This window comes from Pedobacter sp. UC225_65, assembly GCF_042698365.1.
In the GTDB taxonomy this organism is placed as follows: domain Bacteria; phylum Bacteroidota; class Bacteroidia; order Sphingobacteriales; family Sphingobacteriaceae; genus Pedobacter.
Map to the genome: position 1 here is coordinate 2,899,804 of NZ_CP170550.1, position 23,298 is coordinate 2,923,101.

Genomic DNA, 23,298 nt, shown 5'->3' on the forward strand with positions numbered 1-23,298 from the left:
GACTTCTTTTTACCGCCAGAAATGGGATTTATGATAAATAAGATATTTGCTTTTAACAACTTGTCGATTTTTAGGTAGCACAAAATAATTGATATTTTTTGACTATTAATAATATATATAGTAATTTTGCGCTGTTAAAGGTGGACTGATTTGCGATGCTATTGAATATAGCTGGATTGCAACCACGTAAAAAAAAGTGCTAACCATTACTACACTTCATTTTACTGCCTGTTTACAGGATCAAAATCCATTTTAATAATAAGTTTATTATAAAAATAATTATTTTAAAATGTCGTATTTATTTACATCAGAATCTGTATCTGAGGGCCATCCTGATAAAATTGCAGATCAAATTTCGGACGCATTAATTGATAACTTCCTAGCATTCGATACCGAATCTAAAGTTGCATGCGAAACTTTAGTAACAACTGGTCAGGTTATTTTAGCAGGTGAGGTAAAATCTAAAACTTATTTAGATGTACAACAAATTGCCAGAGATGTAATCAAGAAAATTGGCTACACCAAAAGCGAATATATGTTTGAAGCCAATTCTTGTGGGATTTTATCTGCTATCCATGAGCAATCTCAAGACATTAACCAAGGTGTTGACAGAAGCAACAAAGAAGAACAAGGTGCGGGCGACCAAGGGATGATGTTTGGGTATGCTACCAATGAAACCGAAGATTTTATGCCTTTGGCATTAGATCTTTCTCATAAATTATTACAGGAGCTGGCAGTGCTAAGACGTGAAAATAAGGAAATCACCTATTTACGTCCTGATGCCAAATCTCAAGTTACTTTAGAATATGATGATAACAACAAACCTGTTCGCATCGATGCTATTGTAATTTCTACCCAACATGATGATTTTGATGAGGAAGCCAAGATGTTGGCAAAAATCAAACAAGATTTGGTTAACATCCTTATTCCAAGGATCATCAAAAACAATCCACAATATGCACACTTGTTTAACGACAAGATCCAATACCACATCAACCCTACTGGTAAATTTGTAATTGGTGGGCCGCATGGCGATACTGGTTTAACTGGCAGAAAAATTATCGTTGATACTTACGGAGGCAAAGGTGCACACGGTGGTGGCGCATTTTCTGGAAAAGATCCAAGCAAAGTGGATAGAAGTGCTGCTTATGCAACACGCCACATTGCCAAAAACCTTGTGGCTGCAGGTGTAGCCGAAGAGATTTTGGTACAGGTATCTTATGCAATAGGTGTTGCCCAACCAATGGGAATCTATATCAATACCTATGGTACTAGCAAAGTGAACAAGACCGATGGTGAAATTGCTAAGATTGTTGAAGGCATATTTGACATGCGTCCTTACTTTATTGAGCAACGTCTAAAATTGAGAAACCCAATCTATAGCGAAACTGCTGCTTATGGACATATGGGCCGCAAACCAGAAACGGTTACCAAAACTTTCAGAACACCTAATGGTGAAGAAAAAACTGTAACTGTTGAGTTATTTACTTGGGAGAAACTTGATTTCGTTGACCAGGTTAAAGCCGCATTTGCTTTATAAGCAATTCATTTTAAATCTATAAAAGAGGGTATCTTTTTAGATACCCTCTTTTTTTGTGCTACAGTTTTTAAGGTTTGGTTTTTTCCTTTAGCAAAACGGTAATCTTTTTTGGATTGTTTATGTAGATCGGAAAACCTATCTTTAATCATACCTTATTGAAGGTTAACATTTTATACCAACCCCAACACTCGCTCAATATTGTAACCCAACAGGTAAAAGTGCCTAGTACCTGCATCAACCTAGGCCATTTTAATTTAACCAAAATAAATGATGAAAAAGAACATGAATTTGGGCAAAACCCTAAACAGAGCAGAGTTAAAATCGATTGTTGGTGGTACAGGAGAAGAATTTGTAATGATCATGTGCAGCAATGGTGCTATCGTATGCATTTCTTGCGAAACTGAAGAAGAATGTAGCAGAAATGCTGAAATTGCCTGCGCCGCAGCTAATGGTGATAGCTAAACCATAAATAAGGCTCGGCAGTCGAAAATTGATGCCGAGCCTTATGTCTTTTCAATCTATCTTAAACTTTAAATGCCTTTTTGCTGCATAAAAGCCTTTTCCTGAGGTGTAATGTTCTTATCGTCTATGGCATAAGATTCTACTTTATTGATCAACATTTCATCAATGATGTCTACAAAATTTCTATAGTTGGCCCCAGGTGTTGGCTTAATGATCACAATCATATATTTTGACACATTATTTTGATGAAATTGTGCAACCCATTGCTTGTTTTTGGCAATCTGCGTTTTGATGTTGGCCATACTGATGGTTTTCATTTCTGCTTTAGCAGGTTCTCCCATGTAATAAACAGCTGTATTATTCTTGCCCAGCAGCACGGTCATTGTCCTCGATGCTGGATAATCTGCCCAGTCTTGTATATTTTCTATAGGCACGGGCTTTACAACATCCATGGCCCTCATTTTGGCCAATGAGGTAGTGAGCATAAAGAAAGTGATCAATAAAAATGCTAGATTCACCATTGCAGTTAGATCCACACTTGGAAGCGTTTTTTTGGTTCTCCCTTTTATAGCCTTGCCATTTTGGGGAATGTTTAATGTTGCCATCTTGTTCAGTTTTTAAACAGGATGTATTTTGACAAGAGATTACATAAAAGGCGACAAATAAAAAATCTGTCGCCCTTAGACAAAATTATTTCACTTCCTCTATTACACCGCACCCTACCCTTGGTCCAGAATTACCAGTTGGCTGTGTTGTATAATCATCCGTTCCCCCATGTACGATAATTGCCCTATTGATGATATTATTAGGGTCGTTCGCAATTACACTCCATCTATTGGTGCTTACCGATATCGTACCATGGCCTTTATGGTCTAATTTAATATTGCCAATATCGCCCGAGTGGTAAGCGGCAGAACCCCATTTACCATGCATTTCATTTGTAGGATTCCAATGACCATGTGTGTTCTCGCCCATATTGCCACAGTCGCCATGCTCATGAAAGTGTACGGCTACTGTACTATCTGCTCTTTCTGGAAAGTTAATTTCCAGGTCCATTTTTATTTGTCCATCTGCCAGACTATAAAATTTTGCTGTACCAATAGCCTTATTGGTTGAAGTTGAATTAAGTGTTGCTTTTGCAATTTCTTTGGTGGTTGGTGCGCAAGAATTGAATGCAAGACAAATGCAAACTCCCGCTAAGATCAAGTACTTTTTCATATCCATTATTATTTAGTTACTTCACTAACAATACTTTAAGGATTTGGTTTTTTCAATAGCCTTCAAATATTCTAATGAAATAAAAAACCAATTCCGATTGCCTTTGTTTTACGATATATAAATAGTAGAAATCATGGAACAGCCAGTAGAAATGAATACATTAAGTCAGATATTAGAAAAACTAAGACTTAAAGGAAAAGACAATGAAATCAGGATGTCTGATCATGGCAAGATGCAATCGGCCAACCTTAACAAAATATATAAACCAGAAGATCTGACCATCGTAAAAACCTATCGTTTTGAGGGCATGTCTGATCCTGCCGATAGCTCGGTACTTTATCTTGTTGAAGATAAAGACAAGAACATTGGTTACATCTTGGATGCTTATGGAATTTATACGGATAATGCCGGACCTGCATTTGACGATTTTTTAAAAAAGCTTCCAGTAGCAGACCGAGATGAACAAGAGCTTTTTTGTTAAAAACGCTAAAAGAAAAAGGCCTCATCTAAATGAGGCCTTTTTCTTTTAAATTAAATTTAACGCAAACGTTTGATATTTAAAAAACAGCTAAAAAATATTTATCTTCGGGAAGTCCCTAGGGCATACAGGCCGATGATGAAGAAACCGATAACCATTAAAGAAATTGCAAAGAAACTTCTACTTATCCATATCAACTGTTTCTAGGGCGTTACATGCTCATCCAAGCATTAGCCTAAGCACGCAACAAAAGGTTAAACAAATGGCAGAAGAGATGGATTACGAACCCAATCAAACTGCGATCTTTTTCAGAAAGGAAAAACATTTACCATCGGCGTTATCTTACCAGAACTGGCAGAAGCTTTTTTCTCTTCGGCCATTAGTGCCATTGAAGACATTGCCTATAAAAGAAACTATACCGTGTTATTGGCACAGTCTCATGATGATGAACATCGGGAGAAACAATTGGTTGAAAAAATGAAGAACCATCGCATTGATGGACTATTGGTGTCTGTGGCCAAAACAACTTCAAACTTTGAGCATTTTGAACAATTAAAGAAATACGATATCCCTGTTGTCTTTTTTGACCGGATCCCACCTTTAAAGAACATCCATTATGTGGCATGCAATATAGAAACCGGAAGCATAGAGGCTGTTAACTATTTGTTAAAAAGAGGGCATCGCAGTATTGGATTGATCAATGGCCCTACTACACTTATCGCCAGCGGACAAAGAAAGGAAGGATACATAAAAGCCTTACAAAAAAACAGACTCAAGTTTGACCCAACCTTGATCGTCAATTGTGATCTAACCGAAGAAAGCACCAAAACGGCATTAGACGTTTTATTGAACCATAAACGCAAACCGACGGCCATTGTCACCTTTAATGATTATGTATCAGCATTTGCCATTAAATACGCTTTTAAATCGCAATTAAACCTCAACAACACCATAGAGTTTGTAAGTTATGCCAACTCTCCCGTTATTGGTTTCATGGAACATCCGCCAGTAGCCTCTGTTGAGCAATTTCCGGCCGTACAGGGTCAAAAGGCAATTGACACCCTATTGGACATTTTAAATACAGAAACGAAGGAAGAACCCCAAGCCTACTATAAGATGATGATCGAATCGCAACTGATCGAAAGTTCTAAAGATTAACAAAAAAGACCAGTAAATACTGGCCTTTTTTATGAGGATTTAAAATCCGCTATCGTCTAATGCGAAGGTATTCTTTCTGGCCTTCCATTTTCCTTTGGTAAAGTCTGGGAATTCTTGTGTTTTGTTCCCTTCTTTCAGTGATTTCGTTGAAAGTGGAGTAATCACACTCATCGTTACCGAATCATATACATCAATAGGCGTCTGTTTTTTGGCCTTCACTGCAGATATAAATGCATTGAATACAAACCAGTCCATGCCACCATGTCCAGCTCCAACGGCTTCCTTTTCATATTTTTTCCAAAGTGGGTGGTCATATTTATCAAACCATTCTTTTGCAGGATTCCCAAGCATGTGGTTTTGAGGTTCCTTCGATATGGATTGATCGGTTCACATCCATCCAAAGTCCATTGGTACCTTGCACCCTAAAGCCCAAAGAATATGGACGCGGCAAATGCACATCGTGCGACAGCATTACCGTTTCGCCATTTGCACAATTGATCAGTGTGGTGGTTACATCACCATTTTTATAATTGATCTTCGCGTTGGGATGCCCTGGCGATTTACTTTCTACATAATCGGCCAAACCACGTGCCTTCGAACTGAAAGAAACCAAATTGGTAAACCTGTTTCCTCTATTGATATTTGCATATTGCATTACTGGTCCAGCGCCGTGCGTTGGATAAAGATCCCCATCTTGACCTATATTGAACTGTGTTCTCCATTGTGCCTCACTCAATGCTTTTGGTCCGTATTCTACCCCACCGCCATAATATTGCTTGCCGTTGTTGAACAATACCTCACGCAGATCGTGTTGGTAACCACCCTCTAAATGGATCAATTCGCCAAACAGACCTTGTCTAACCATGTTCAATGCTGCCATTACATCACGTCTATAACAAACATTCTCCAAAGTCATATAAGGCATCCCTGTTTTCTCTGAGGTATTTACGATATCCCAATGCTCGCTAACCGTTAAACCTGCAATTACTTCACAGCCTACATATTTACCGGCATTCATGGCATAAATAGCCTGCGCATGGTGAAACTGCCAAGGTGTTGCAATGATTACCGCATCAATGTCCTTTCGATCTAACAAAGCTTTATAGGCATCCGTTCCACCAGTATATTCTTTTGCGGCTGGCTTTCCTTTTTTGGCGATAAATTCCCTACAGATTTTTAGGGAACTTTCTTGTGTATCACAAATAGCCACCACTTCTACATCATCTCTTAAGATACCTTCACTAATATGGCTCATGCCTCTTGCGCCAACACCAATATAACCTAGCCTTACTTTGCCATTGTCTTTTGCAAATAATGTACCTGTAGGTAAAATGCTTATACCTGCGGCAGCCAAAGCGCCATTTTTAATAAAATCTCTTCTTTCCATTTTGTATTTTTGGTTGAGGTGTATAAAATTTAAATGTAAGGTAAAAAATTTAGCCTTCCCATTTATGCGAAGCACCTTGTTTTGGCAACGCAAACGTTTGATAATTTAGCACCTAACCATGTGGACCTGTATTTCTTGTAACCAAAGTTTTAAACATAACAACCAACCACATTATTGCGGGGACCAAACTGTGGGTGATTTTTTGATTGGCAAAAAAGAAGAGACCATCCATCTCTTCAACCATTTTATCCATAGTTATCAAACCATTGGGGAGATTAGATTACAAGCTACCAAATCGATGATTGCCCTTGTCGGTGACAGACGCTTTGCTTATGTCATCAACATTGGGAAAGACTTCATCGACATCGTACTCCCATTTAAAAAACCTTTTACCGATAACCTGTGTTTTAGAAAGATTGTCCTTGTGCCGGGAAGTACAGATTACAACCACCATTTGAGGCTTTATCATCCAGAAGACATCAATGAAGAAGTATTGGATTACATGCAACAAGCCTATGCAAATGGAAAAAGTATATGAGTTAAATAATTGTAGGTTGTTGGTGGAGTTTACAGCAAAGTTAATCATCATCAAAGAACCAAAAGCTTTAAAAAGATACTTATCAAAAGATATCGATGCACGATCCTAGTTTTAGCTAGCCTGATCAAACAAGATTACTTGGACTTTATGGGTACAGAACTGGACATTACTGTCGATTCGATGGTGATTGAAATCTGGGGGCACGTTTATGCCAGTCATTTGGCCAAGGCCATCAAAAATCTTATCCAACTCCAATTGATAGCGGATTTCGCCAATTTCATTATCAACAGAAGTGATACGATCGAGTGTGGAGAAAGTGAAATTGACAGCAACAGAAGGTTTTGGGATATCCTGTCTAATTTTAAAGGGGCGGTATTGAGTTTTTTACCGAAGCGGCTCAAGTAAACAAAATCCCTATTAAACCGAAAAAGCATCATCTTCAACAGATGATGCTTTTTGCGGTCCGGACGGGACTCGAACCCGCGACCTCCGCCGTGACAGGGCGGCATTCTAACCAGCTGAACTACCGAACCGTTCTCCAAAACAAAATCACTTTCGGATTGGGATTGCAAATATAGTGTCTTTAATTTATTTTACAACAAAAATTTGAAAATAATTGTAATCCCTTAAATTACAGCGCCTTCTTTCATCTTCTCTGCGTTCTCTGCAAACTGTAAAGCATCGATCAGCTCTTGTACCTCTCCATTCATTACTCCATTTAGGTTATAAAGTGTTAAACCAATGCGGTGATCGGTCACTCTTCCTTGCGGATAATTGTAGGTTCTGATCTTTGCCGAACGATCTCCTGTCGATACCATCGTTTTACGTCTGGCAGCGATATCACCATTTTTCTTCTGTAATTCAATATCGTACAGCTTGCTACGCAACATCTCCATCGCAATTACACGGTTACCCAATTGCGAACGCTCCTGCTGACAAACCACTACAATGCCCGAAGGTCTGTGGGTCAGTTGTACCTTTGTTTCAACCTTATTTACATTCTGTCCACCTGCACCACCAGGTCTTGATGTCTGTAGGTCAATATCTGCAGGGTTAATATATAGATCAATTTCTTCAGCCTCTGGCAAAACCGCTACCGAAGCCGCAGAAGTATGCACACGGCCTTGTGTTTCTGTATCTGGCACACGTTGTACACGATGTACACCCGACTCGTATTTCAACTGGCCGTAAACGTCCTCGCCACTCACCTTTAAAATCACCTCTTTATAACCACCTGCGGTGCCTTCGGTTACATCAACCGTTTCCACTTTCCAACCTTTTGTTTCAAAATAGCGGCTGTACATTCGGTATAAGTCCCCTGCAAATAAAGCAGCTTCATCTCCACCCGTACCACCTCTGATCTCAAAAACAGCATTTTTGGCATCTTCAGGGTCCTTCGGAATCAACATCAATCGAATGTCTTCTTCCATTTTTTCCTGCTGCACCAACAATAAGTCCAACTCTTCTTTGGCCATCTCTCTCATCTCCTGGTCTTTCTCTGTACTCAGGATCTCTTTATTGGCGTCTATATTGCTCATCACATTTTTGTAAGTCTTATATTCATCCACAATTTTGCCCAAGTCTTTATATTCCTTATTTAAAGCTGCAAAACGTTTCATGTCCTGCATGGTATCAGGGTTACTCAATTGCTCCTCTACATCTTCCCAACGCAGCTTTATAGCTTCTAATTTTTCTAACATAATCTAATTTCATTTGAAAATCTGCTTCGCTACACAGCACAAAGCAAGCCCTGCTTTACGCACCAAGGCCCATTAGAAATGTACCTTTTCGCTTCAATCAGGTTTATTGCACAACAACCCGTGCAACAAGCTTGCAAAAATACGAATTAATGGCTAAAGCTGAAAGTGCAATATCAGCGTTTAAGTGTTTGGGGTAAAATAGGCCAATGTTAGTTCTTCTCCATCAAAAACACCATAAGAGTTGTAGTTGATCCATTCGCCTATATTTACATAGCGGCTGTTGTTGGTCAATTTGATATCCAATGGTAAATGCCTATGTCCGAAGATGAAATAGTCATAATGTTCTTTCTGGAGTTCCTCTTTGGCAAAAATGGCTAGCCATTCGTTCTCTTCTCCTAAAAAAACCTCTTTTTTATCGTTCGCTACCCTACTGCTGCCAGACCAGCCATTGGCAATAAACAATCCGATACGTGGTGGTAGCACCGCAAATAGCCATTGGCAGAAACGATTCCTGAATACCTTGCGTAAAAACTTATATTTTGTATCCCCAGGCCCTAGTCCATCTCCATGGTGCAGATAGAACTTTTTATGGTTTCTTTCGATAACCAATTCATCGCTAATGATCGTTATGCCTATTTCTTTTGTGAAATAATCGTTCACCCACATGTCGTGATTGCCTTTAAAGAAATAGATTTTGATACCCGAATCCGCCATTTGGGCTAATTTTCCCTGCAACCGGATAAATCCCTTTGGAATAACCTTTCCGTATTCGAACCAAAAATCAAATACGTCACCCATCAAAAAAAGTTCACTACAGCTTGGTTCGATAAAATTTAACCAAGACACAATCAGTGCTTCCCTTTTACGACTTTCGTCGTAATTAGGTGCGCCTAAATGGAAATCGGAAGCGAAATAAATTTTTTTATCCATGTTTTACGAGTTCCAAAGGTAGCTAAAAAATCAGCAGAACTTAGTTACCGCTACTTCTTTAATGCAATTGTTCCACCCAAACCCAGGTTGATTGAATTTCTGATCTGCTCTCTGTTCAAAAAGAAATCAAAACCAGTATTTAAGAACATTTTTCCATTTACAACTTTACTCGAAAAGAAATCGGCCCCTATATTGACCCTACTTAGCTTAAATCTTTTTCTATTGCTTGTATTTTTATCAATGTTAAATCCGGCCGAAAAATCAAGTAGGATGTTTGTATTTTGAGGTTCAAGGTCAACTGGTTTATTGATCAACCTTGTTAGATCTAATGCTAATAATGGCGCTATTTCGAAATAGGTCGGATTTTTATATTTCACCTTATCAGCACCAAAAAATTTGCTTAAATTGAGTTGTGGGCCTACGTAAATATAATCGGATGCACGATAGGTAAGGGCAGTCTTAAAATCCAGACCAGATTTAATTTCTGTATTTTTACCAGTAAAAATATAACTGACACCTATTTTCAATGCTAATTTGCTATTGTACTGCGCTTGCGCAACAACAGCATTTATTAGCAGCAGAATAAAAATCAAGATCTTATGCTTCATTTACTATAAATTGAATGAAATTTAATTTAAACTTATCATTTTTTAGTAATATTTAACCAAACACATTCGCAGAACTTCTTTTCAAGAAAGTTTTATCTAGAACACATCTAAATAAGCAATATGGTTTACGAGTTTATTTTGTAAATTTGCACAAAATTTAACACATGATTTCTACAGATATAGCCATTATTGGCGCCGGACCCGTAGGTTTATTTGCCATTTTTGAAGCTGGCCTATTAAAAATGCGTTGTCATTTAATTGACTACCTGCCACAAGTTGGGGGTCAACTTTCAGAAATTTACCCAAAAAAACCTATATATGATATCCCAGGTTATCCTACTGTTTTAGCACAAGAACTGATAGACAACCTGGTAGAGCAAGCCAAACCTTTTCATCCTGGTTATACCTTAGGTGAGCGAATTGAAGGCTTGGAAAAACGTGGCGAAGCAGATTTCGTACTCACTACCAATATGGGTACCATTATAGAAGCTAAAGTTGTAGTCATTGCAGGAGGCTTAGGTTGTTTCGAACCACGTAAACCTGCTGTTGCCGGCTTAGAGCAATTTGAAAATGGAAGGGGTGTAAACTATATGATCTTAGATCCAGAGAAGTATCGTGGGCAAAAAATGGTGATTGCAGGCGGTGGAGACTCAGCGCTGGATTGGACCATTTTTTTGGCAGACATTGTTTCTGAATTGACGTTGGTACATAGAAGTGAAAGTTTCCGTGGCGCCCCAGACTCTGTAAACAAAGTAATGGAATTGGCCGAAAGTGGAAAAATTAACCTGGTATTGAACAGCAATTTAAATTCTGTTTCAGGTAACGGAAAACTAGAAGCCGTAGAAGTGATTCATAACCGAACTATGGAAGCCACAACTTATGAAGCAGATCATTTGATCCTCTTTTGGTTTGAGCCCTAAATTAGGCCCTATAGAGCAATGGAATTTAAACATAAGTAAAAGTGCCATTGAGGTAAACACAGACGACTACAGCACGAATATTCCGGGTATTTACGCAATTGGCGACATTAACACCTACACCAACAAGTTAAAGTTGATCTTATGTGGATTTCATGAGGCTGCTTTGATGAGCCACAGTGCATATCAGTACATGAACCCTGGTATTAAATATACAATGAAATATACCACCGTAAATGGTGTAACTGAATTTTAAAAATGGAAGCAAACGACATTTCTATACAGGTTGAAGACAGGGAAGGAAACATCAGCACGCTGATTGCACCTACCGACATGGGGCTTAGCTTAATGGAATTTTTAAAGGCCAGCGAATATGATATCCTCGCTACTTGTGGTGGCATGGCTCTTTGTGCTACCTGTTGCGTAGATGTGATGGAAGGTGAGGATAAACTGACAGAGATGACAGATGATGAATATGCCATGTTAGATACTTTGCCAGACTTATTGCCCAATTCTAGGTTGGCTTGTCAACTTCAATTGAGCCCAGCAATGGAAGGTCTCAAAGTAAGGCTCCATGCAATGGACTAATCGAAAAAACATAACTCTATAAAAAAGGGGCGATTTAAAATCGCCCCTTTTTGTTATACTAATCTCTCCTACTTGGAGAAGTTCTCGAAAACAGTCTTCAATTCTGCATCGTTTTTTAAGTCTAGCTTATTTTCCTTTGCATACTTTTCAATGTCTTCCTTTTTTACCCCTAAGGCTTCAGCAAGAGATTTCGAATCTGTTTTTACAATTGCCATTTTTTTACCATCATAGATATAGTATTTGGTATTCTTTTTAAAATATCGGATGGCTGGTGTTCCGTAAGCTGTCCTTTCTCCAATGGTGTTTGCCTCTTTTTTAAGCAAACTAAATTTTCCTTTGCCAATTACCTGATAATAACTGGCAGTAGTGAAATCACCAATGCTAGGGAAGTTATTTTGGAATACCGCACCCCTAATCGTAAAAGCCCTAACGGGTTCTGCAAATGCAAATTCAGCTTGTTTTTTATCATCAGAAAAAAGAAGTTTATCTTCCAGCATGTCATAGCGCAGGTAATCCATCTTTGCTTCTTTTCCAGATACCAGAACCACCTGTCCGCTTAACCAATCTTTATTGAAATAAGGAGAACCTTCAATGCCTTCATAACCATCCGTATTTCTTATTTTGGTTCCAGGCACATTATTGATTGAAACAACTTGAGCGTATAATCTATCACCAACTCCTATCAATATGCTGATTGACAAGAGTAAAAAAAACAGTTTCTTTTTCATCATGATTAAATTTAAGTAAAAAGGGGGAAGCAAAACCTCCCCCTTATCTAATATAAGCAAATTTTATTGATTATGGTCTATCCCACCAAATACGTGTATTTAGTTCATCTGGTCCTTGTCTAGCAATTACCTCAGCATAATTTTTAGCATTTAAACTTGCCTCATTCGTTGTATAGCCTAATCTTCTAGGAATTTGACCTCCAAGATTTAGTGGTGCTGGCGATGGTGATAAAACAGGGAAACCAGTTCTTCTCCAATCTGCCCATGCCTCAAATCCATAACCTTGGTAGTTTGCTACCCATTTTTGAGTTAGGATTTGCTTGATCGCATCTGTTGGCGAGTAAACGATATTAGGTTGCGCTAAATATGTTGCTACAGCTGTAGCGTCAGTAATACCATGTTGTGCCAATGATGCAGTAATACCAGCAGTATATTTTGCAGCAGCATTTACGTCATCAGGCGTTCCTGTAATCCAACCTAATTTATAAGCCTCAGCAATAGCAAATGAAGTTTCTGCGTAAGTATAGATAGATACAGGTGAGTTTTGCAACCTGAATTTAGAACCGAATGCAGAAACAGATCCAGGAACAAATGCACCAGCAGTATTAAACGCACCAATGGTATAAGCACCTGCCTGACCTTGAGTAATGCCATAAGGCATACCTACATATAGACCTGCATTGTTTTTCTCTGCATATACAGCTAAACGAGGGTCAGCATTGGTTTGTAAATAATCTAACAATGGTTTACCAATTGTATAATCGTAACGTTTAGCTACATTATAGTTGTTGTACATGTTGTTCTCATTAGCAGACTCTAACAAATAAGGATAAAAAATATTATCCGAATTTGATGCCAACACACCATCAGCCAAAGCTGCATTAAATTCAGCTTTACCAGTTGCGGCATCAACTTTAGAAAGGCGAAGTGCCATGTTCATTCTGATCTGTGCAGCAAATTTTTTCCATTTAGCATTAGAGTTACCCATGATAAAGTCACCTTTTAAAGCGGCTCCATTATCAAACTGAGCTCCTGCTTCTTTCAATTCCTTAAATAAAGCGGTGTAGATACTTTGTTGTGTATCAAATTTAGGCAGAGGTTTTGCCAAGCCTTGCAAAGCCTCACTATAAGGGATATCACCCCAACGATCTGTCATCGCTTGAAAAACAAACGCTTTCAAGATACGGGCAGCAGCGATCTGATTGGCATTAGAACCTCCAGAAATTACACTAGGTAGCGCTTTAGTCTCAGCATCAGTATTTAACTTGATGATTAAAACCAAATCTTCCAACATGTTATTATATGCTGCTGAATAATCATATACTTTTAATTGGTAACGAGATTCAGAAGTATATAAAGTTTCCGAGTTCTGTTGGGTAAATAACCTACCCGTTACTGAACTTACCAAACCACCAACTTGACGCTCTGCATTGGTCAGTAATAAATAAGTCTGGGCAGTTGAAGGAGAGTTGGGGCTGATGTTGATATTTCCAAAATCTCCGGGTTTACAGCTAGCAATCAATATTAATGCTAAAATGCTGATATAGTTTAAAAATTTTCTTTTCATTTTTCTAAGTTTAGAATGTAATTCTCAAATTAAGACCGATTGTTCTTGTTCCAGGTAATTGACCACCTTCATTCCAGTTACCGGCCGATTCAGAAGGGTCAATCCCTTTGATCTTGCTGTATACCAACCAAGGATTACGAGCGATAAGTGAAATAGATGCTCTTTGAGCTTTAAATCTAGAAACGAGTTTTGAAGGAAGATTATAACCTAAGGTTACTTCTCTTAATTTCACATAAGTTGCATCGTAAGTTCTTTCTTGCCATGCATAAGGAATATGACCTTCATAATAGTCTTGTGGATCCACATAAGTTGTATTTGGTTTACCGTCAGACTCACGAATACCCGGAACTAAGATACCACCACCATTGGCAACTGGATCTCTTTTAGGGTTTCCTTTGTCGTTTAGTCCAGCAGTTACTTCTGCCAAACCTGAGCCTTCTAGGTTACCATTGGTTACCGAGAATAATTTACCACCAATTTGGAAGTCTAGTGAGAAACCAGCAGTAAAGTTTTTATACGTTACTGAAGAAGTAAAACCACCTGTCATTTTTGGAACGAAAGTTCCCAAGTTATGTCCTTCTTCAATTATTGGCATACCATCATCATCAATAAGGGTATTTCCTTTATCGTCTCTTTTGAAACCACCAGCAACAATCTCTCCCCAAGCATGGTCTACTCTACGTTCAACCCTGATCAATGGTGTACCTTGATAGCCGAATGAACCAAATTGGAAGTTATCTACACCTGGATACAACTCAACAATTTTATTTTTATTGGTTGAGAAGTTAGCATTCAAATCCCATGTAAGTGAACTGGTTTTGATTGGCGTACCTCCAACACTAAATTCCCATCCTTTTGAAGAAACCTCTCCAGCATTGATCAATGCACTAGAAAATCCAGTGGTTGAAGGAAGTGTAACAGAAAGGATTTGGTCTCTTGAAGTACGATCAAAATAATTAGCATTCAATCTCAAGCGATTTTTTAAGAATTTTAATTCCATACCTGCTTCTAACGCGTCAGATAAGGCTGGTTTTAAATTTTCGTTAGGAATTTGGTTTGGTACAGTTAACGATGGATTTGTACCATAGAAACCTGCCGAACTGTATACTTGATAAATATTGTATGGACCAATATCAGAACCTGTACGACCGAAAGCAAAACTTGCTTTACCAAAAGAGAAGATATCACTTTTTGGCAAAAGATCGGTAAATACAAATGCCAATGAACCGCCACCATATAGGTAAGAGTTGTTAGCGTTAGGTAATGAAGAAGACCAATCGTTACGAATATTCAAATCTAAGAACAAGAAGTTTTTGAAACCCGCAGAATCCAAAAGCATAGAGACTTCTTACTTTTTTATTAGAATAAGAGCTAGAAGTATTTGGTCTGTCCTTAGAAGCAGAAATATTGTAGTAGTTTGGTACTGTAAATCCACCAGCAGTACTTACTGAGATTGCTTCATCATAATTGATACGCAACTCTCCATATGCACCAGCATTGAATGAGAAATCACCTACATCTTTTTTGAACAATAAATCCACAACATAGTTGTTCTCTCTAGAACGTGATTGGTTAGTGTTGTATGATTCTAAATTAAGTGTACCTGATGCAGTTCTACCTTCACCTCTACCACTTGAATAGTTACCTTTAGCTGTAAAATCTAATGTCAACTCAGGAATAAAATTATATGATGCCTGTAAAAATCCAAAGATTCTTGAACTATTACTTGTAGCTGTATTTTCATAGGCCTCTGTATATGGGTTATCCCAATATTTAGGCGCTACGTTTCTTGGACTGGTAATGTTCCAACTTGTAAAAGTACCATCTGGGTTTTTATAGTTCTTTAATTTTTCGATATCTACATCCCTATGGAACCATTGGTTAAATGAACCAGCGGTCTGTGTACCATAACCTTCAGCTGGTCTATTAAAATAGTTAATTACATTGTAATTCACATTTGCAGCAAATTTCAACTTAGAAAGAGGTGTAAAAACACTATTGAAACTCAAACGATTTGCATCCATGTTGGTATTTGGAGAAACACCAGTACGATTTAAATTGGTATAAGAAACCCTAGTACTGAATTTATCTGTTGCTTGTGAAAAAGCTACGTTTGTATTGTTTTCTATACCAGTTTCGTAGAAATCTCTGATGTTATTCTTAAATGCCACATAAGGTACTTGTTTGGCATAGTCTGGATCAAATTTGTTCCAAGCATAAAATGGAGCATAAGGTTTACCATCAAATTTTGGCCCCCAACTCTCATCATATGAATAGTTGTAATATCTTGCACCATTCATTGCTGATAAAGCAGCTGGATCTGTTGCCGGATTGTAAACAAAAGTACTCCAGGTTTGGCTTGCACCACCACCATATTCATTTTGGAATTTTGGTAAAACAGCTACATTTTCAAATGTAGTACTGTGGTTTACATCAATTCCAAATCCTTTTTTACTTGGCGCTTTTGATTTGATTACTACCACACCCTGGTCACCACGTTGACCATAAAGAGAGGTTGCTGCTGGACCTTTTAATACGGTTAGGTCTTCTACATCATCCATGTTCACACTGGTAGAAGGAACTACAACACCATCTACAACAAATAGAGGATCTGCACCACCTGCAATACTATTGATACCTCTGATACGGATAGATGAAGTACCAAAACGAGCACCTGAACCTCCTAAAACCTGAACACCAGCAATTTTACCCGCTAATGCAGTATTTAAATCCGGTTGTCTGGCCTGAGTTATTTCTTCTGCTTTTAAGCTTTGTTGTGCAGTACCCACAGATCTTTCTGTCCTAGAAACACCTAAAGCAGAAGTAACTACTACTTCGCCCAAAGTCTGCGTGTTTGGAACTAGGCTCACATTAATAGCGCCATTAGCTGAAATCGCCACTTCTTTAGAAAGAAAACCTAGATAAGTAATGACTAATGTTTTTCCATTAGCTGGAACTCTTAATGAAAATTTTCCGTCTGGACCGGTTGCCACCACTGCTGATGGAGCTTCTTTTACTTTTACAGATGCGCCTGGAATTGGCAATCCGTCTTCACTTGATGTTACTGTTCCTGTTACTGTACGCTCTTGCGCAAGTGCGGCAACAGTAACTGCACACCAAATGAATAAACTTAGTACAAGTTTTTTCATGAATTAATAAATTTTAGATTAGTTAATAGTTATTTAATACCTAAATATGGTTAAAAGTATATTACAATCAAATGATATTGCTAGTTTTTTACAGCAAAAACACCACATCTTACTGATTAGCAGCGAATTAAATTTTAACATATTTTAACACTTCTGGTTGTAACATTCAACTTTTAGCGCATTTTTTTAACTTAAAATTTAGTTTAAAATTATGTTTAGTTAAAGAAAAGTTTCAGTTGAACAGGTCAAATCTTAGGGGATTCTATTGTAGATAATTCAAGAAACTATATAACAGGCAATTATCATAACCTGCAATAATTTTACATCTATTTTTAATCTATTTGAATTTGATAGTATTGCTTTGGTTTTATACATACATCTATATAAGGGAATTTGAGCACTAACCGCTTATTAACAACAAAAGGCCCCATTGATTAATGGGGCCTTTTGTTTAAAGTTAGCTTTATTACTTATTCTATAAGCCGAATCTTAAGCTTTTTTGGTAATCGTGAAGTAATACTCCAATAATTTTAGAATATCCTCTTCTTTTTTTAGGTTCAGCTTATTCTCGCTGATGTAATTGGTTAATTCTATTTTTTTATCATTAATCGCTCCTAATATATCTTTCTCCGTCTTGCTCACTAAAATTGGTGCTTCATCAGGTTTTACGATATAATAAGCAATCTTATCATTGATCTTTTTAACTACTGTAGAAGAATTATATTCCTTCTCTTCAGTGATAAATTTGATTGTTTTCTTTAAAAACTTAACATTACCATCTGATAACACTTCATAAAAGCTAGATTCTTTATTGTTTCCAACAGGCTTAAACCCAGTTCTAAATAAATGTTCCTCTTCTCCTTTTTTAGTTTTAACGGCAATCTTAAACTCTGCAACAGGTTCTGCGATTTCCATCACCTCATCTTTTGAGTTTTTATATAAAAGTACATCTGCAATTTGATCATACTTCAAGTCGATACCATTGGTTACTTTATTGTTAGCTAGTTTAACTATTCCTTTTCCCCATTCACTTGATAGGTAAGGGCTACCTGAAAGTTCGGAATAACCAACTTGTCTCCAAACCTTACCTGTAATATCCATCGTATTTAAAGCACTTGGAATATAACCTTCTACTAACGGCTTCAATTGACCATAAGATAAATTTGCATAGCATAACATAATGGTTAATGCAAGCACGGTGTAAGTTATTTTTCTATTTGGTTTCATAATACAGATTTAATTTTAAAATAAATATAACGAAAAAAAGGGAGAGTTATTACGCTCTCCCTTTTTAACTTTCAATGATCTCTTACTGAATAGTAATTGTACTTTTCTTATAGTTCTGGCTTACAGGTACTGCTGCGCCATCAGATAATACAAGGATTAACTTCTTAGCTGAAGTAACGTTAGCTGGAATAGCTGTAATTACAATTGAGCCCGTACTTTTATTAGCAGGTATAGTTACTGTACCACTAGTATTTGTAGTAAAGTGCGTACCAGCAATAGCTGTACTAGTTGCATCAATAGTATAAGGAACAGCAATATCCGTAGATTGTTGCGGGCCAACTAACTGTACCAAAACAGTTGTTGTACCTGGGGTAGTAACTGTTCCCTTTGCTAAAGTTACAGTAATTGGCTTAAACTCAATTACAGAGTCTGCGTCATATACGACTTTATATTTTTTGCAACTACCAAATAGAATAGCTACAAAAAGTAAGATGAAATATGTTATTTTTTTCATGTTGATCTTTTAAATTAATAACCAGCGTTGTTAACTAGGTTAGGGTTTACACTTAATTCTGCTACAGGCAGTGGTGCTAAAATTCTATAATCTGTGTTATAGGCAATTGGAGCAATTGCACCTAAAGCGGTACTTTTAGGTACGTCCATACCCAAACGAACTAGGTCAAACCATCTATCGCCTTCAAATGCCAATTCGATTCTTCTTTCTTTTAAGATAGCATCAAGTGTAACCGGAACAGAAGTCAATCCAGCTCTTGTTCTGATTTTATCCAAATCCGCTTGAGGTGTTGCACCTGTGTTGGTACCTGCTCTAAGATTACCTTCTGCTCTAATTAGGTACATTTCAGAGATACGGAAGATTACGATGTTCTGTAAAAAGTTATTTCCTTGTGTAGGCGTATATTTTCTTACATAATTTACAACTGTATTACTTTTTTTACCTGTTGTAATTGTACCTCTTCTTACATCTCCTGACTCATACAGTGCTAACAATTCTGGTGTTGGTGTAAAATCACCATATCCAACTTTAGGCTCTGCATTGTTATCAAAAGCAGTTTGATCCTGACGTTTACCATAATCTGCTGGATATTGAGAATAAAAAGATTGCAACCCATTTATTCCTGCCATCTGTGGAAGTAACATTGCCAATTCAAATACTGCTTCTGGATTCGAATCTTTATAGTACATTCCTGCATAATCAGCACCAGCTACAAACGTGTTACCTCTTGCCTGAATAACCTTATCTGCATAGACTGCAGCTTTGTCATTTTTACCCCAATATAAATAAACCTTAGCCAAAATTGCTTGTACAGCTGGTTTAGACATGTAATAAGGAGCAGCAACCGAAGCGTCCAATGCTGTTTCCGCAGCTAAAAGATCTTTCTCAATTTGAGCATATACTTCTTCAACTGTATTTCTTTTAGGAAAAGTAACCTCTCCTAAAGTCTTGGTCGGAACAGTAATGATAGGCACACCTAAGTTAGAGCTACCTACTGGATGGGCAGGATTATAACCATAAAGTTTAACCATATCCCAATAGAATAGCCCTCTTAATCCATAAGCTTGTCCTAATATCTTGCTTTTCTCTGCTGCAGTACCAGAAACATTGTTTACTGCATCAATTACCAAATTTACCTGATTGATAGCTGAGGTATAAAGACCCCAGTTAGCCATGTGCGCACGTGGTGCATTCACAGACTCATTAATCAATCTGTTAGAGTTTAAGCCAGGTATAGGATAGATATTATCGGCCATGATATCTGGAACTATCTTATATGAATTTCCATAATAAGTAGTAGCCCTTAAGTTTGAATATACAGTAGCTAACAAACTATTTACACCTGTAATTGTGGTTAATGCATTTCCTGCATCAATTGAGTCTTGAGGATTAACATCGAGTGTTTTTGTACATGATGTTACAGATAACCCCAGACCTAAAGCAATTATATATTTTAATTTTTTCATTTCTTTTCTAATTTATATTAAAACCCTACTTGGAAACCAAATGTGAAAGTCTTCGCTTGTGGAACACCACCATTATCAGTAACCTGAGTTTCAGGTCTATACCAGTATATTTAGTCCAAGTAGCCAAGTTAGTACCTGTAGCATAAATTCTTACAGATGACAATTTAGCTTTTGCAATAAATGAAGCTGGTAGATTATAATAAACTTTTACCTCTTTTAAACGGATATAATCGCCTGGTTTTAACCATTGTGTAGAAAGTTGGCTATAGGCTGTAGAAGCTAAACCGCCAGTTACATAATTACCACCAGCATAAGCAGCAGGAATATCAGTAATCTGTCCTGGAGCAGTCCATCTTCTTAACATATCCTGACTCATGTTTGCAGCATAACCATAAGAATCTGTAAAGTTTTTATTCTGATCCTGTAATAGGAAACCTGTTGCATATTGGAAGAAGAAATCTAAGCCGATACCTTTATAAGAGAAATTATTTGAGAAACCACCAAAGAATTTTTGCTGAGTGTCACCAATAATATATCTATCATTTGATGTTAGATTGTAAGTTAGATTCATGTTTTGGTCATACCACATTGGCCTACCATCTGCTGGATTTACCCCTGCGTATTTATATGATAAAACACGTGTATATGAATTCCCTACAGCTTGGAAACGAGGGTCCAAATCATCGGTAATCAATTTCAACACTTTGTTCTTATTATAAGTAATGTTAAATGAAGTACTCCATCTGAATTTACCTACTAAGTTTTCTGAATTAATCTGGAACTCAACACCACGGTTTCTCATTTCACCCGCATTGTCACTTACACTAGTATATCCACTTGTTTGAGGCAATGTACGTGCCAACAACAAGTTTTTACTCAATCTGTTGTAAACTTCAGCAGTAAAACTTAATCTGTTTTTAAACAAAGATACATCCGTACCCAAGTTTAAAGTATAACTATCTTCCCATGTTAAGTTTACGTTAGCTAAGCCCCCTGGACTGATACCCGAAATACCATTGTAGCCTGTGTTTGATCCATAAAGAGACAACGAAGCAAAGTTACCTAAACCAGAGTTACCTACTTTACCGTAACTAGCTCTTAATTTCCAGTCTGTTAACCAGTTCACATCTTTTAAGAAGTTTTCTTTAGATACCCTCCAAGTTAATGAACCTGAACCAAATATACCGAATTTGTTCTCAGCACCGAATCTTGAGTTACCATCATAACGGATAGTACCATTGATGATATATTTGTCATCAAATGTATACTCAGCTCTAGCAAAGTATCCTAAAGTTTTGAATTCTGTATAACTAGATCCAGTAGATTGTAATGTACCACCAGCATTTAAGGTTCTAAACAAATAGTTAGGGAAATTTGATTTCGCTGCATTGAAGTTATTGTTTACCTGATGACGATATTCGAAACCAGCTAATGCAGTTAACTTATGTTTATCTCCAAATAAATGGCTATAGTTTAAGGTAGCATTTGTTTGATAGTTTTTAAATTCCGTATCTAATTGGGTATACAATCCATTATAAGACTGACCATCTTGTGTTCTAGGACCCCAATAGCTATATTCTTTAATGTTACCATAATCAATAGCACCAGTTGCGCGGAACTTTAAGTCTTTAATGATTTTGTAGTTCAAAGCAAAGATACCTTGTAATTGATTAGTAACTGCTTTATTGATATTATAAGCAGATGACTTGATCGCATTGGTAGGCAATGCACCTAACAATGGTTCGTTGTAATCACCACTTGCAGTATAAATTGGGTTAATTGGAACTACAAAGTTTGCAGCAAATGCAGGGTTTCCGAATGAAGAACCACTAAATGTTCCGTTTTGTGTGAAAGTACTTAGGTTGATATTTGCCTCTAAAGACAATTTCTCGCTTACATTGTGCTCTAAGTTAGATTTAAATGTTCCTCTTTTAAAATCTTGCAAGATTTGTTGACCCTTTTGGTTAAACATACCTGCAGAAATGTAAAATTTAGTCTTCTCATCACCGCCACGAGCAGTTAATTGATAATTTTGAGTTTGACCTTTGCGATAAATCTCATCATACCAGTTATAGGTAGGAGCAGCAGCAGGATCAGCACCATAAGTTGCTTTTACAGAATTAAGTTGAGAGCTATTTGCTCCATATCTATTGGCATATTCTTCTTGATAAATAGCTAACCAAGTTGGTCCATCTAACACTTTTTGTCTGTTTGTTTCTTCTGCGAAACCAAAATAGCTACTGAAATCAAATTGTGTTTTACCTTGTTTACCTCGTTTTGTAGTAATAATTACAACACCATTTGCTGCCTGTGATCCATAGATTGAGGCAGAAGATGCATCTTTCAATACGTCGATTGACTCGATATCATCTGGGTTTAGACCATTTAAAATGTTTGAAGTTGCTTGACTTCTAGTTTGGTCACCAGAAACTACTTGGATACCATCAACAATGTACAGAGGGGTTGTGGTTCCGTTAATCGAACCAACACCACGAATCAATACACTTACAGATGAACCTGGGGTACCAGAGTTGGTAGTTACCCTTACACCTGGAAGTCTTCCTTGCATAGCTCTATCAAAGCCTAAAATAGGAGTTTTTTCAATTTCCTTTGATCCAATACTAGATACCGCACCAGTGATATCTCTCTTAGAAACTCTCTGGCCAAAACCAGTTACAATTACTTCGCTAAGTTCATTGAAGCTTGTCAAACGTACATTAATAAGGGCTTTGTTGCCGATAACCTCAGTTATTGGAGTGTAGCCTACGTAAGAAAACTCTAATGATTTAGCAGTAGATGGAACTTTGATGGAATAAAGTCCTTCTGCATTGGTTTGAACAGCAATTTGTGTTCCCGTTACCTTTACGGTAGCTGATGGAATTGGTAAACCATCATCTGCGCCTGTAACCTTACCTGTTATAGTTCTATCTTGCGCAAGTGCAGCAGTGGCCACACCCAACAGAATGAACAAACTAAGTATAAGTTTTTTCATAAATTAATAAGTTTAGGGTTAATAAATAATATTTAATGGTTAAATATGGGCAAAAGTAGCCACTATTCAAAATTCCGAAATGTTAAAATTCGAATTTAAAGTCATAAACAACTGAAAACAAACACTTTAAT

22 protein-coding genes, 1 tRNA gene and 2 pseudogenes are annotated in these 23,298 nt (G+C 37.3%); 10 read left to right on the forward strand and 15 right to left on the reverse strand.

Features of this window, described 5'->3' with window-relative positions:
- Positions 1-289 precede the first annotated feature (289 nt).
- Both metK and ACFJIZ_RS15220 read left to right on the forward strand, forming a co-directional pair.
- The gene (metK, locus tag ACFJIZ_RS15215; RefSeq protein WP_379085770.1) at positions 290-1,540 is read left to right on the forward strand and encodes a methionine adenosyltransferase; all 1,251 of its coding nucleotides are present in this window, start codon (positions 290-292) and stop codon (positions 1,538-1,540) included.
- 267 nt (positions 1,541-1,807) lie between these two features.
- Positions 1,808-2,002, forward strand: a complete 195-nt coding sequence (locus tag ACFJIZ_RS15220; protein WP_379085773.1) for a hypothetical protein — start codon at positions 1,808-1,810, stop codon at positions 2,000-2,002.
- A gap of 68 nt (positions 2,003-2,070) precedes the next feature.
- Here the strand turns inward: ACFJIZ_RS15220 and ACFJIZ_RS15225 are convergent, their stop codons facing one another.
- Positions 2,071-2,607, reverse strand: a complete 537-nt coding sequence (locus ACFJIZ_RS15225; protein WP_379085776.1) for an ExbD/TolR family protein — start codon at positions 2,605-2,607, stop codon at positions 2,071-2,073.
- An 85-nt stretch (positions 2,608-2,692) separates the two neighbouring features.
- Positions 2,693-3,220 (reverse strand): superoxide dismutase family protein, encoded by a 528-nt coding sequence (locus ACFJIZ_RS15230; protein ID WP_379085779.1) that lies wholly within the window; start codon positions 3,218-3,220, stop codon positions 2,693-2,695.
- A gap of 133 nt (positions 3,221-3,353) precedes the next feature.
- Between ACFJIZ_RS15230 and ACFJIZ_RS15235 the strand changes: the two genes are divergently transcribed.
- The 3 genes and pseudogenes from ACFJIZ_RS15235 (at position 3,354) to ACFJIZ_RS15245 (ending at position 4,856) form a co-directional block, all read left to right on the forward strand.
- A complete protein-coding gene (locus ACFJIZ_RS15235) occupies positions 3,354-3,701 on the forward strand; it encodes a hypothetical protein (RefSeq protein WP_379085781.1) in 348 nt (115 codons plus the stop codon).
- Positions 3,702-3,864: 163 nt separating this feature from the next.
- A pseudogene (locus tag ACFJIZ_RS15240) lies at positions 3,865-3,942 on the forward strand (hypothetical protein); the annotation flags it as partial.
- Between the two features lie 95 nt (positions 3,943-4,037).
- Positions 4,038-4,856 (forward strand): substrate-binding domain-containing protein, encoded by an 819-nt coding sequence (locus ACFJIZ_RS15245; protein WP_379094060.1) that lies wholly within the window; start codon positions 4,038-4,040, stop codon positions 4,854-4,856.
- Between the two features lie 39 nt (positions 4,857-4,895).
- Here ACFJIZ_RS15245 and ACFJIZ_RS15250 read toward each other — a convergent pair.
- A pseudogene (locus ACFJIZ_RS15250) lies at positions 4,896-6,243 on the reverse strand (Gfo/Idh/MocA family protein).
- A 190-nt stretch (positions 6,244-6,433) separates the two neighbouring features.
- Between ACFJIZ_RS15250 and ACFJIZ_RS15255 the strand changes: the two are divergent.
- A complete protein-coding gene (locus tag ACFJIZ_RS15255; protein WP_379085784.1) occupies positions 6,434-6,781 on the forward strand; it encodes a DUF5655 domain-containing protein in 348 nt (115 codons plus the stop codon).
- Between the two features lie 147 nt (positions 6,782-6,928).
- The gene (locus ACFJIZ_RS15260) at positions 6,929-7,186 is read left to right on the forward strand and encodes a hypothetical protein (protein ID WP_379085787.1); all 258 of its coding nucleotides are present in this window, start codon (positions 6,929-6,931) and stop codon (positions 7,184-7,186) included.
- Positions 7,187-7,240: 54 nt separating this feature from the next.
- On the opposite strand, the gene ACFJIZ_RS15265 is transcribed toward ACFJIZ_RS15260, so the two are convergent.
- The 4 genes from ACFJIZ_RS15265 to ACFJIZ_RS15280 form a co-directional block, all read right to left on the reverse strand.
- Positions 7,241-7,314 (reverse strand) — tRNA-Asp (locus ACFJIZ_RS15265).
- Positions 7,315-7,407: 93 nt separating this feature from the next.
- Positions 7,408-8,481: a peptide chain release factor 1 gene (gene prfA, locus ACFJIZ_RS15270; protein ID WP_379085790.1), complete on the reverse strand. Its 1,074-nt coding sequence runs from the start codon at positions 8,479-8,481 to the stop codon at positions 7,408-7,410.
- Positions 8,482-8,661: 180 nt separating this feature from the next.
- The gene (locus tag ACFJIZ_RS15275; protein ID WP_379085792.1) at positions 8,662-9,411 is read right to left on the reverse strand and encodes a UDP-2,3-diacylglucosamine diphosphatase; all 750 of its coding nucleotides are present in this window, start codon (positions 9,409-9,411) and stop codon (positions 8,662-8,664) included.
- A 50-nt stretch (positions 9,412-9,461) separates the two neighbouring features.
- Positions 9,462-10,019, reverse strand: coding sequence for a hypothetical protein (locus ACFJIZ_RS15280; protein ID WP_379085795.1), 558 nt, complete (start codon positions 10,017-10,019; stop codon positions 9,462-9,464).
- A gap of 164 nt (positions 10,020-10,183) precedes the next feature.
- Here ACFJIZ_RS15280 and ACFJIZ_RS15285 point away from each other — a divergent pair, with 164 nt between their 5' ends.
- The 3 genes from ACFJIZ_RS15285 to ACFJIZ_RS15295 are packed head-to-tail and all read left to right on the forward strand — an operon-like array spanning position 10,184 to position 11,524.
- The gene (locus ACFJIZ_RS15285) at positions 10,184-10,939 is read left to right on the forward strand and encodes an NAD(P)/FAD-dependent oxidoreductase (protein ID WP_379085798.1); all 756 of its coding nucleotides are present in this window, start codon (positions 10,184-10,186) and stop codon (positions 10,937-10,939) included.
- Positions 10,929-11,192, forward strand: coding sequence for a hypothetical protein (locus ACFJIZ_RS15290; RefSeq protein ID WP_379085800.1), 264 nt, complete (start codon positions 10,929-10,931; stop codon positions 11,190-11,192). Before ACFJIZ_RS15285 ends, ACFJIZ_RS15290 begins: the two co-directional genes overlap by 11 nt.
- Positions 11,193-11,194: 2 nt before the next feature.
- A complete protein-coding gene (locus tag ACFJIZ_RS15295) occupies positions 11,195-11,524 on the forward strand; it encodes a 2Fe-2S iron-sulfur cluster-binding protein (RefSeq protein WP_055131232.1) in 330 nt (109 codons plus the stop codon).
- A 68-nt stretch (positions 11,525-11,592) separates the two neighbouring features.
- Here the strand turns inward: ACFJIZ_RS15295 and ACFJIZ_RS15300 are convergent, their stop codons facing one another.
- The 8 genes from ACFJIZ_RS15300 to ACFJIZ_RS15335 all read right to left on the reverse strand — a co-directional run bounded on the left by ACFJIZ_RS15300 (position 11,593) and on the right by ACFJIZ_RS15335 (position 23,167).
- Positions 11,593-12,252 carry a hypothetical protein gene (locus ACFJIZ_RS15300; protein WP_379085803.1) on the reverse strand — a complete coding sequence of 220 codons (660 nt, stop codon included), beginning with the start codon at positions 12,250-12,252 and terminating at the stop codon, positions 11,593-11,595.
- Positions 12,253-12,322: 70 nt separating this feature from the next.
- Entirely contained in the window at positions 12,323-13,819 is a 1,497-nt protein-coding gene (locus ACFJIZ_RS15305; protein WP_379085806.1) for a SusD/RagB family nutrient-binding outer membrane lipoprotein, read from the reverse strand.
- Between the two features lie 10 nt (positions 13,820-13,829).
- Positions 13,830-15,158 (reverse strand): TonB-dependent receptor domain-containing protein, encoded by a 1,329-nt coding sequence (locus ACFJIZ_RS15310; protein ID WP_379085809.1) that lies wholly within the window; start codon positions 15,156-15,158, stop codon positions 13,830-13,832.
- The gene (locus ACFJIZ_RS15315; RefSeq protein ID WP_379085812.1) at positions 15,100-16,968 is read right to left on the reverse strand and encodes a TonB-dependent receptor plug domain-containing protein; all 1,869 of its coding nucleotides are present in this window, start codon (positions 16,966-16,968) and stop codon (positions 15,100-15,102) included. The genes ACFJIZ_RS15310 and ACFJIZ_RS15315 overlap by 59 nt, the downstream gene beginning before the upstream one ends.
- Before the next feature lie 489 nt (positions 16,969-17,457).
- On the reverse strand, positions 17,458-18,195 hold the full coding sequence (locus ACFJIZ_RS15320) for a hypothetical protein (RefSeq protein WP_379085815.1): 738 nt from the start codon (positions 18,193-18,195) through the stop codon (positions 17,458-17,460).
- Between the two features lie 82 nt (positions 18,196-18,277).
- Positions 18,278-18,709: a hypothetical protein gene (locus ACFJIZ_RS15325; protein WP_379085818.1), complete on the reverse strand. Its 432-nt coding sequence runs from the start codon at positions 18,707-18,709 to the stop codon at positions 18,278-18,280.
- 14 nt (positions 18,710-18,723) lie between these two features.
- Positions 18,724-20,175 (reverse strand): RagB/SusD family nutrient uptake outer membrane protein, encoded by a 1,452-nt coding sequence (locus tag ACFJIZ_RS15330; RefSeq protein ID WP_379085821.1) that lies wholly within the window; start codon positions 20,173-20,175, stop codon positions 18,724-18,726.
- 25 nt (positions 20,176-20,200) lie between these two features.
- Positions 20,201-23,167: a SusC/RagA family TonB-linked outer membrane protein gene (locus tag ACFJIZ_RS15335; RefSeq protein WP_379085824.1), complete on the reverse strand. Its 2,967-nt coding sequence runs from the start codon at positions 23,165-23,167 to the stop codon at positions 20,201-20,203.
- Positions 23,168-23,298: the final 131 nt, after the last annotated feature.